Consider the following 11,808-nt stretch of genomic DNA (forward strand, 5'->3'; position numbering starts at 1 on the left):
GCTTAAAACAAAGAGAAACTCTACTATGAAACATTTGACAAAATTCCTGCTTTTCGGGCTGATACTTTCAGTAAGTGCCGTCCCCGTACTGGCACAGAAAGGGCCTGAAGACAAAGCGGGCTGGAAACTGGGTTCGCAGGCCTATTCGTTTCGGTTGTTCACCTTTGCCGAAGCGTTACGTAAAATTGATAGTTGCGGTCTGAAATACGTGGAGGCTTTTCCGGGACAGACCATCGGCGGTGGCGTAGAAGGGAAAATGGATTTTACGATGGATGCCGCTACTCGTCAGGCGGTTAAGAAACTGATCAAAGACAAGGGCCTGACGCTTACCGCCTATGGGGTTGTGAATCCCAAAACGGATGATGAATGGAAGACGCTGTTTGCGTTTGCAAAGGACATGGGTATTCTGAACATCAACTCAGAGCCTACGCCTGCGCAAATGCCGCTGGTACGAAAACTGGCCGATGAGTATAAAATCAACGTCGCGCTTCATAATCACCCCAAACCATCGCGCTACTGGCACCCCGATACGGTATTGGCAGCTATCGGTAACAGCAAATACGTGGGTTCCTGCTCCGATATTGGTCACTGGGTTCGGTCGGGACTTGATCCGGTCGAGTGTCTGAAAAAGCTGAATGGGCACGTATTGGGCATGCACTTTAAAGACGTGAAAAAAGATACACCTGATGGCAAATACCACGATGTCGTTTGGGGAACCGGCGATTGCAAAATAGAGCAGGTTATTGCCGAGCTAAAACGCCAGCATTTTAAAGGACCAATCGATGTGGAATACGAATATCACTGGGAAAACAACGGCCCCGAAATTGCCGAAAGCGTGAAGAACTTCCGCGAGATGTATAATCGCGTGAAGGTGCAGTAAACGCATGGAACATGGTGCGTGGAGCAGGGCTAGTAATTGCATCCCCTGCTCCACGCACCACGCATTTTACTCTGATCGCAAGCTTTTTACCGGATTCGTCAGGGCGGCTTTGATGCTTTGGAAGCCGACCGTGAGTAAAGCAATCACAATGGCAAGAATACCGGCCAGGGCGAATACCCACCATTCAAGGTCTACTTTGTAGGCAAAGTCCTTCAACCATTGGCTCATGGCCCACCAGGCAATAGGGGAGGCAATTACTAAGGCGATGACGACTAAGACAAGGAAATCCTTTGAGAGCAAGGCTACAATACTGGGCACTGATGCCCCTAACACTTTGCGAACGCCAATTTCTTTGGTACGTTGTTGCGCTGTAAAGGTCGCCAGCCCAAACAGGCCCATGCACGAAATCAGAATAGCAATAGCGGTAGCCATGTTGACGAGCTGCCCCGTTTTCTGCTCTTTTTCGTAGAGGTTGGCAATGGATTCGTCCAGAAACGCATAGTCAAACTTATTGTCGGGATAGACCGCTTTCCATTGTTGCTCAATACTTGCCAGCGTTGCTTTTAAATCGCTGAGTTGCCCGCCTTTCGTTGCGAGTTTAACGCCAATATCTTTTGCCTGCCGAGGCATATAGCCGATAAACACGGGGCTAATTTTTTCATGAAATGACTGCTCGTGGAAATCGGCCACTACGCCAACAATAGGATACTGTTTATCCTGGAATTGAATGAGTTGATTGACCGCATCGGCTGGTTTTTTAAAGCCTAATGCTTTTGCATACGTAGCATTGATGACTATCTCCCGGAGCGAGTCGCTTTTCAGGTAGTTTCGACCAGCCAGTAACCGGAGTTTATAAAGCGGAATGAAATTTGCATCGCCCACCTTCGCTGATACATCCATCTCCACGTCCTTTTTGCCGCTATATTTCAGTTTGGTCACCATATAGGCCTGTCCCATAGGCGGAAACCATTGTAGCGTAGCCATCTCAACCCCAGCTAATTGCCTGATTTTATTGGCCAAGACAAGGCTTTTTTCATCGCGTAAAGTATGAACTTCAATAATGGCATCGGTTGAAAATCCAAGGTCTTTATTCCGCATATAGTTGAGCTGGCGACCAACCATGAGCGTACCGATGATAAAGGCTAATGAAACCGTAAACTGGAACACAATTAACCCTTTTCGCAAATACCCTTTCTGCCCACCCGTCAAAGCCGTTTGGCCTTTGAGCGTCAGCGCTGGTACATACGACGACAATACCCAGGATGGGTAAAAACCGGACAGAAGCGACGTAATCAGGGTAACGACTCCCAGGAAAACCAGCGTTTGCCAACTGAACAGATCGAACGTTAATCCTTTTGGAGTGAGCGACTGGAAAACGGAAAGAATAGGACTGACGAGTGCCAGCGAAATGAGCACGGCCAGAAAAGTTAAAAAGGCAGTTTCACTCAGGAACTGGAGTACCAAATTCGTCCGACTGCTTCCCATTACTTTACGAATCCCTGTCTCTTTAGCCCGTTGTACAGACTGAGCCGTCGATAAATTGATGAAATTTATTGCTGCAATCAGTAAGATGAAACCAGCAATTGCCATCAGGCCGTATAGCGTTGGTAAATGCGCTTTTCGAGAGTAATTGTCCCGGTAATTGTCGTTAAAATGAAGGTCGGAGAGGGGTTGTAAACTCGGCCAGAATTTCATTTCCTTCTGAAAATGTCTTTTCGAGAACTGCTGAAATGGGGCTGCTAATTGAGCGGGTGTTGAGCCTGTTGGCAGCTTCACAAAAGCTTGAGAAGCAGACCAGTTGTCGTTCCAGTCGTCAAGATTTATGTCCCGTTTTAACTGACTGGCGCGTATCGTCGCAAACGAAATAAAATCGGTGAAGGTAAAATCAGTTGGTTTCGCCCAATCCTTTACAATACCCGCTACGCTAACTCGAACCGAATCCTGATAAATAAGCTCTTTACCCAGGATTTCGGTCAGCGGCAAATTCCCAAAATAGGTATGGGCTTTTTCTTCAGACAGGACTAGTTTAAATGGTTCATTCAGCGCTGTTTTCGGATTGCCTGCCAGCCACTGGTACTTGAAAATATCGAAATACTGCGGTTCAACAACTACTATTTCAGCATTGCCCCCTGTCCGTCTTCGGCTTTCAAATCGTATCGGCTTTTCTTTTCCGTTCGGGATCAATACATCTGAGTCAATATTGTGAAAAGCGGCAACGGTTTCGATTCCCGCAACTTCTTTCCGCAGGGCTAATGGAACCGGACCTGGCAGGAAACCTACCGGATGTGTTTCGTCCGTTGCGTTATACTTTACGTCGCCAACAAGTCGATAAATGCGTTCGCCATCGGGGTGAAACGTATCGTAGCTTAGTTCGAAACTGGTGATGAGGTAAATCACCAGACAGGCCGTTACGCCTAACGTAAGACCAAATAGATTAATCAGCGTGCTGACTTTGTGTTTCGTCAGGTTACGAATCGAGGTTTTGAAATAGTTGCGTAGCATAAGCGGGTTCATTAGACTTGGTGATGTATACTCAGTCGATTGATGTTTAAGAGCAAAGGGACGTATGAAACGTAGCACATTGACCCAATAGCGTTGGTTTGCTCGCTGGATACCTACGGCCCGCACATCGCGGACGAATCGTTCATACAAATCGCCCTGCACTTCCTCCAGCAGGTGGGAAGCACAGAACCATTCGAGTAGTCGGTCAGCGTAACGAGATGGGGTAGGATTCATAGGCTTGGAGCCTGGAACAAGGTGCTCGGTGCAGGAGTATCCTGGCTCCGTGCCCCTTGCTCCAGGCGTTTTATTCAGATCGTAAACTTTTTACTGGATTCATCAATGCGGCTTTGATGCTTTGGAAGCTCACGGTTAGTAAGGCGGTGCTTAGGGCCAGCAAACCAGCCAGCGCAAAGACCCACCACTCAATCGTAACCTTATAGGCAAAGTCATGGAGCCACTGGTTCATGCCATACCAGGCGATGGGCACCGCAATCAGATTAGCGACGACTACCAGCCGGACAAACTCTTTGGAAAGCAGGGCCACAATACTCGGTACCGATGCGCCCAGCACCTTTCGAATGCCAATCTCTTTAGTACGTTGTTCCGCCGAAAAAGCAACCAGGCCGAACAAGCCTAAACAGGCAATCACAATGGCAATCAGTGTGAAATAGAGCACGATACTCGATGTACGCTGCTCTTTTTCGTAATTCCGTTGGAAATCCTGATCGAGGAATGAATACGAAAAGGGCGTATCTGGATTTACCTTTTTCCACGATTGCTCCATGTCTGCCAGCAGTTTAGCATACGCTGTCGTCTGCACACTGGCGATAAAATAGCGGTGTTTATCGCCAATCGTGGTCGTTAGTCCATACGGCTTGATTTCCTGATGTAGACTCTCGTAATTATAATTCCTGACCACTCCGACGATCTGCATAGGGTGGCGTACATTCTGCCACTCGAAATAGATATGCTTCCCAACAGCCGTTTTGGGGTCAAAGCCTAATTGGTTGACAGCTACCTCATTGAGGATTATACTCGTTGAGTCGGCGGTGAAGTTTTTCGAGAAAGCCCGGCCATACAGGAGTTTAAAGCCCAGTGTTTCAACGTAGTCGTTCTCGACGGTTGCGAAATTTATATCCACTGCCTCATGGACAGTTTTCCCTTCTGCATAAAAAAGAAGGTCATTATCACTCGGAATACCGGGGTAAGTAGAACCGCTCGCTGCCGCTACCACGTTCGGGTTCTTAAGGACTTCATCCTTAAAGGCAGTGTAATTTCCAGTTGCCTGATTACTCTGGAGAGGTACGACAATTTTTTGGCTTTTATTGAAACCCAAATGCTGGTTTTGAACGAAAGACAATTGCTGCCAGATAACGATCGCGCCCAAAATCAGAACAATGGACACCGTAAACTGAAAAACCACCAGACCCTTTCGGAGCGCCGTTGCCGAAATGCTATTGATGAGCTTTCCCTTCAGTACGGTAATTGGCCTGAACGAAGAGAGATAAAACGCTGGGTACAAGCCAGACAATAAACCTGTTAGTAATGTTATAGCCGCGATCCAGATAACGAAGATAGGGTTCTGGAAAAGCGCTAAGTTCTTTTGCGTAAGGCTATTAAAGACAGGAAGCAGGAGTTGGATAAAGCCTAGTGACAGAAAAAGAGCCAACAAGGACATGAGCAATGACTCTCCCAAAAACTGGCTCACCAGCGAGGCCCGGATAGCCCCCATTGCTTTCCGGATACCGACCTCCTTGGCGCGTTTTTCAGAGCGGGCCGTGCTCAGGTTCATGAAGTTGATGCAGGCAATCAACAGTAAAAAGGCAGCTATTGACCCAAAAACATACAGATACGTCATGCTCCCATTTGCCGAAATCTCATTGTCCATACTAGACGTCAGATAGATGTCGGGCACGGCCTGGAGAGCCAACTCCTTAGAAACCCCCAAGGCCTTTAAATCTGCCGCTCCATGCCGATTCAAAAAGGCGGGGAGTTTTGCTTCAAAAGCCTGTGCATTGACCCCATCCTTCAATTTAATATAGGTGTAGAAGATATTATTGGTCGCCCAGTTTTTTTGCTGATTTACCCAATTGCCTATATCGCCGTTCTGCATTGACAGGAAGAAATGGGCATCAATGTGCGATTTATGCGTGTCGCGAAATACCCCGCTAACGGTATAATTGTAATCGCCAAAAGGAAGCCCAACGTTGATGACCTTGCCAACCGGGTTTTCTTCACCAAATAGTTTGCTGGATAAGGTTTCAGAAATAACGAGCGTATTCGGCTGATTGATGGCTTTTTGTGGGTTGCCATATTTAAATGGATACGTGAACAACTCGAAAAAGGTGGAGTCCACATAATAACCGTTGGTTTCAAAAAACTGCTTTTGCTGGTGGTTATGTGTATACCGCAACAGCATTTTGTCCATGTTCGGAACCTTCAATAGCCGCGTAACCTGTTCGACTTCCGGAAAGTCGTTTTTCAGACCCAAAGCAGTAGGTGCTGCTGTTGCGGCCCAATTCTCCTGTTTTGTTTCCGTGGCTACCCGATAGAGCCGGTTAACATCTTTGTGATGCTTGTCGTAACTAAGTTCATCAAAAACATACAGGGTAATCAGCAGACAGGTTGCCAGGCCCACAGCTAATCCAAAAATGTTGATGGCTGAATACACCTTGTTTTTAACGAGATTCCGCCAGGCGATTTTAAAATGATTACTCAGCATAACAGGACTTAGTGAAAACGGTGATGAATACTCGATCGGTTGACGTTTGAGGGCAAATGGACGCACAAAACGTAACACATTGACCCAATAGCGTTCGTTCGCACGTTGGCTACCTACATCCCGCACATCGCGAACGAACCGCTCGTACAAATCACCCTGTACTTCCTCCAGCAAATGAGGAGCACAGAACCATTCGAGTAGGCGGTCAGCGTAACGGGGTGGTGGTTTCATAGTTGTAGTGCCGCTCCGGCGGCCCGACGACCGTCCCGGTCGGTCGATTATAGCTGATTTACATCCGACCGGGACGGTCGGCACTACTCAGTTCGCAAACTCTTCGCTGGATTGGTAATGGCTGCTTTTAGTGACTGATACGATACCGTCGCCAACGTAATAACCACAATCATTCCCAGCGCTAGGGCGAAAACCCACCAGCTGAAATCGATGTGATAGGCGTATCCGTTTAGCCAGCCCCGCATCAGGAACCAGCCAAGTGGTGCGGCCAGTACAAAGCCAATGAGCATCAGCTTACTAAACTCCTTGCCAAACAGCCAGAGCACCTGATTCACCGTTGCACCCATCACTTTCCGAATGCCAATCTCCTTCGTTTTTGCTTCGCTCATGAACGACACTAAGGCATACAGGCCCAGGCAACCAATCAGTATGGCGATCAGTGAGAATACCTGTATCAACCCTAGCAGAACGCGCTCCTTCAGGTAGAACTGATCGAGCATTTCATCCACAAAAGAGGCTTTGTAGACAGCCTCCGGAAATAACTCGTTCCATCGGGCTTCTACTGCCTTGGTCGTTTCTGCCAAATCGGCCGGATTTAGTTTAATCGCAGCCATGTTATTCTCAGGGTGATAGTTGATGAGGGTCGTTGGTGGAATGGTCGAGTATAGCTCGTCGGTATTGAAGTCATTGACTACCCCGACAATAACTCGATGTTGCCCCCATATAGTAAGCTGTTTTCCCAGCACATCACCGGGTGATTGAAGGCCCAGTTGCTTCACCATCGTTCCGTTGACAAGGGCTTCGTTGTTGGTCGTATCGTTGGTGCTGAAGTTACGTCCAGCCAGCAATTTCAGGCCGAAGAGTGGCACATAATTCATGTCGCCGATTTTGGCTCGGGTCGGAAATTTTTCGGGCTGAGTGTGCGTGTCGAATGTAAACGAAACCGGATCTCTTTGGCGCGATGTGGGTGGCTCGGCACCCAAAGAAATTTGCTCAACTCCTGGCAAAGTCTGTAATTGATCACGCAGCGTTTGCTGACGGATGGGATCATCGGTAGGGACTGGAACAGTCAGAACGGCATCTTTGTAGAAGCCCAGGTCTTTCTTCTGCATGTATCGTACCTGAGCCATCATCACGATGAGCCCGATAATAAACAACTGCGTAATAAAGAATTGCACGACGACTAGTCCACGCCGAACGGACACACTACCCACCTGTTTCGTCGTTAACCGACCTCGTAAGGCCGCTACTGGATTAAAGCGGGACAACACTAACGATGGATAAAAACCGGCTATCAGAATAACGCCCAGAATCAGCGCACCAAACCACAGAAGTGACTGAGGTTTGAGAAGGTCAAGTACAGACAGGTCAGTTCCCAGAATGGCTAATGCGTTGTTCAGCAGGGGTAAAGCCAGCTGGGCGAATAAGATCGCGACAAGGACAGCTGTCAGCGTTATGAGCGTTGTTTCGATAAGGAATTGCCCAATCAATTGCATACGCGTACTGCCCATTGCCTTCCGGACGCCCACTTCCTTCGACCGCTTGAGCGCATAAGCCGTCGCGATATTGATGAAATTGATGCAGGCCGCTATGACCAGAAACAGACCCACAATAATCAGTGCGTATAAAATGGGCCGGGGCGCTGTGCCACCATATTGCGGATTGTGGTTCAGATCGGAGAGGGGCAGAGCGTGAAAATCCAGTAGTTTGGCATCTTTGGTCTTCAGGTATTTATGGCCCGTGGCAACTAATGCATCGGCTAAGCGCTGAGGTACTGTCCCCTCGCGCAACGCCACAAAACACATAGCATGAATGCCTTCCCAGTTTTGCATCGCCTGTTTCCCATTTTCGCCCATCATAGCTGGAACTGTGCTATACGAGATGAGAACATCGTACCGTAGTTTGGTATTCGAAGGTGGGTTTTTAATGATGCCCGTTACGGTCAGATTGGTCTGATTATCAAAGCGTATCGTTCGACCAATGACGTTTTGTGTATCAAAATACTTCTGAGCGTAGCGCTCTGATAACACAACCGTATTGGGAGCTGCTAAGGCCGTTTTGGGGTTACCGCTACGCCACTGCACATCGAATACATCGAAGAATTGCGGTTCGGTAAAACAGATATTTCGCGATTCCTCAAACTTCTTCGCAAAGCCACCTTTGCCGTTTGGTATGCCCACAACACGCCCAAACGTATTTTCCAGTCGGACGGCACTTTCTACGAATGGGTATTCTCGTCGAAGTACGTCGGCCAGCGGTCGGGGAGTGGCATCGGTGGGCACTACGTTCTCGTGCCGAATGTCGGTTACAACCCAGAACGTACGGTCGGCTTTGGCGTGGTAGCGGTCAAAGCTGAACATATAGCTGACCAGCAGGAAGATGACAATGCCACAGGCTAGTCCGGCAGCTAACCCGAAGGTATTGATGGCGCTCACCTGACGATTCCGCCATAGGTTTCGTAAGGAGATATTTAGGTAGTTGCGGAACATAAGGGTGAATGAAGGTTTAGGGTAGTCAAATTGATGCCTGAAGGCTGCTGGTAATCCCGCCCAATACTGCCCTGATCGGGGCCATAAAAAACCCAATACTTCCTTGTTGAACTGCCGCCTTGCTTCGGCCAGACCAACCGAAGCAACTCGTCGATTGAATCGCTCATACAAGTCGCCCTGCACCTCTTCCAGCAAAAGAGGATTGCAGAAAATTTCCAGCAGTCGGTTAGCTAAGCGAGGTGGGGTCATGGCAAGGGTTGACGGGATGGCAGGGATTGTAAGACTTATCCTGCTATTTATTCGGAACGTAACGATTTTACCGGATTGACCAGCGCGGCTTTGATGCTTTGAAAACTGACGGTTAACAACGTAATCACTAACGCTCCGACACCAGATACGGCGAAAATCCACCAGGATAGATCGGTGTGGTATTGGTATTTCTGGAGCCAGTTGCCCAGGAAATAGTACGCAATTGGCGTAGCGATGCCAAACGAAATAACGACCAATAGCACAAAGTCTTTAGAGAGTAAGGACCACAGGCTCGTCACGGATGCGCCTAATACTTTACGAACTCCAATTTCTTTGGTACGGGCTTCGGCCACGAATGAGGCAAGGCCAAATAAACCCAGGCAGGAAATAAAGATGGCGAGAATGGTAAAGAAGGTTGCCAGCTTACCGATACGATCTTCATCCGCAAACTTTTTCGCATACTCTTCATCAATAAACGTATAATTAAAAGGCAAGTAGGGATTGTATTTTTTAAACGCCTTTTCTATTTTAACCAATGCCTCTTTTATCGGCACGCCTGTTTTTATAGCAACCGTTACACTACCAATCCAGGTACGGCTGGTCAAATAAACCATAGGCGTTACCGACTTGTAAGGCGACTCCTGGATGATATCCTTCACCACACCAATCACCCGATAATTTTTACCTTCGTACTGGATAGTCTCCCCCACAATAGCCTTCTTCATTCCTATTTGTTTCACGGCCGCTTCATTCAATACCATGGCAGAACTGTCTGTTCCAAAATCTCTGGAAAAATCCCTTCCTGCTTTCAGTTGCCAGCCGATTGTTTTACCAAAATCTTCTGTCATATACATAAAACCAAAACTTGGTAATGTATTGGGATTTTTGCCCTCCCAGTTAAAGCCGGTGCGCCATGCACCCAGGTTTGTCGTTGCGTCAGATGCTCCAGACATGTTATCGACCACACCGGTTGCCAATAGGTCGTTTCGTACGGCATCATAGAACCTGGGCAACCCCTGTGTTACTCCGCCGACGGTTATCAATCCTTCTTTCTTATAATTAATGGGCCTGTTTTTGGCAAACTGAATTTGTTTAAAAACAACAACGGTCCCAATGATCAAGGCAATTGAAAAACTGAATTGCGTCACCACTAAAACCTTGCGTGGCAGCGATGCATATTTGCCCACGCGAAAGGTGCCTTTTAATACGTTTATGGCGTCAAACTTTGATAAATACAAGGCAGGGTAGCTGCCGGCCAGCAAGCTGGTGATGAGGGTAAATCCCAGTGTGCAAAGCCAGAATGTTGGGCTACTCCATGGCAGTTGTATATTTTTAGCGGCCAGGGAATTGAACAAAGGCAGCAATACAATAACCAGGATAATAGAAACTATACATGATACGAAAGCGACCAGTATACTCTCACTTAAAAACTGGCGTATAAGTTGGCCGCGTAACGAGCCTACGGCTTTGCGTATACCCACTTCTTTGGCCCGCTTTTCGCTACGGGCTGTTGAAAGGTTCATAAAGTTGATACACGCCAGCAGCAGCACAAATACCCCAATGATCGAAAACAGCCACACAAATTGGATAAGCCCTCCGACGGGTTTGCCATTCTTAAACTCGCTGTACAAATGCCACTTATCCATTGGATATAGATAAGCGCTTTCAACGCCTTCGGCTTTTGTTTTATGCGCCATCACTACGTTCTTAATCTTCTCTGTTTCCTTATCCACATCCACATTGTCGGCCAACTGCACATAGCATTGCCAGGAACGGTTATTCCAACTGGTGGCAGCATCTTTCACCCATTGTTCTGTAGTGATATATTTTTTCCAGGGCAGGAAATAGTTTGCATTCTGCAAGCTTGGAAATGTATTTCCTGTTATGGGGCTTTTATTGGGAAAATCCCGGAACACCCCCCCCACTTTATAATTGTCATTGTTATCAACCCTGATTATTTTGCCCAGGGGTTCAGCATCACCAAACAATGCTTGAGCCATAGTGGCATCAATAAGAATAGATGAGGGGTCGGTTAATGCATTGATGTTGCCTTTCAGCATACTAAGCGAAAACATCGCTGGAAATTTATCTTCTACCCACAGGCCAATACCTGAAATTGTTTTGTCACCTACCACAAGGGCACTCCCGTTCCACCTCGACATGGAGATGTTTTTAAAGTCGCTTCCATACTTGCTGCGCAGTTCACCAGCAATGGGCTGGCAAACCCGCGGGTCGGTATTCATCGCTCCATCATCGCCAATGCTGGTGGTCATTACCTGTGCGAGCTGCTTGTGATTGGTAAACGAGAGGTCGTAGGTAACCTCATCCCATATCCATAAGCCAATGAGCATGGCTGTTGCCATGCCGGCAGCAAGCCCGCCAATGTTAATAAAGGAATAAACCTTCTGACGAGTCAGATTGCGAAAGGCGATTTTAAGATAATTCCGTAGCATGACAGGGTTGAGGAAAGAAGGTTTTGGATGTTCGTTAGCTTGTCGTTTCAGTGCGAACGGGCGCAGGAAGCCCAGCACATTACGCCAATAGTTTCGGTTGGCCTGGGCTACGCTCTGTTGCACCACATCCCGAACGTAGCGCTCGTACAAATCGCCCTGCACTTCCTCCAGTAAGTGAGGAGCACAGAACCATTCGATCAGGCGGTCAGCTAAACGAGGTGGAGTTGGTGCCATAGGTTTTGGAGCGTGGTGCAAGGAGCAGGGCGGTTCGTCGTTATGGTC

At 47.8% G+C, this 11,808-nt stretch carries 5 protein-coding genes; 1 reads left to right on the forward strand and 4 read right to left on the reverse strand.

Annotation, left to right across the window (positions count from 1 at the left end; genetic code table 11):
- The first annotated feature begins 25 nt into the window (after window positions 1-25).
- A complete protein-coding gene (locus tag GO755_RS21160) occupies window positions 26-880 on the forward strand; it encodes a sugar phosphate isomerase/epimerase family protein (RefSeq protein ID WP_157587288.1) in 855 nt (284 codons plus the stop codon).
- Window positions 881-946: 66 nt separating this feature from the next.
- On the opposite strand, the gene GO755_RS21165 is transcribed toward GO755_RS21160, so the two are convergent.
- From GO755_RS21165 to GO755_RS21180, 4 genes are all read right to left on the reverse strand, one after another.
- Window positions 947-3,616: an ABC transporter permease gene (locus GO755_RS21165; protein ID WP_157587289.1), complete on the reverse strand. Its 2,670-nt coding sequence runs from the start codon at window positions 3,614-3,616 to the stop codon at window positions 947-949.
- A 70-nt stretch (window positions 3,617-3,686) separates the two neighbouring features.
- On the reverse strand, window positions 3,687-6,335 hold the full coding sequence (locus GO755_RS21170) for an ABC transporter permease (protein WP_227687038.1): 2,649 nt from the start codon (window positions 6,333-6,335) through the stop codon (window positions 3,687-3,689).
- Window positions 6,336-6,418: 83 nt separating this feature from the next.
- A complete protein-coding gene (locus tag GO755_RS21175; protein ID WP_157587290.1) occupies window positions 6,419-9,073 on the reverse strand; it encodes an ABC transporter permease in 2,655 nt (884 codons plus the stop codon).
- Between the two features lie 47 nt (window positions 9,074-9,120).
- Window positions 9,121-11,760, reverse strand: a complete 2,640-nt coding sequence (locus GO755_RS21180) for an ABC transporter permease (RefSeq protein ID WP_157587291.1) — start codon at window positions 11,758-11,760, stop codon at window positions 9,121-9,123.
- Window positions 11,761-11,808 lie beyond the last annotated feature (48 nt).

The sequence above is a fragment of the Spirosoma arboris genome (assembly GCF_009754945.1).
In the GTDB taxonomy this organism is placed as follows: domain Bacteria; phylum Bacteroidota; class Bacteroidia; order Cytophagales; family Spirosomataceae; genus Spirosoma; species Spirosoma arboris.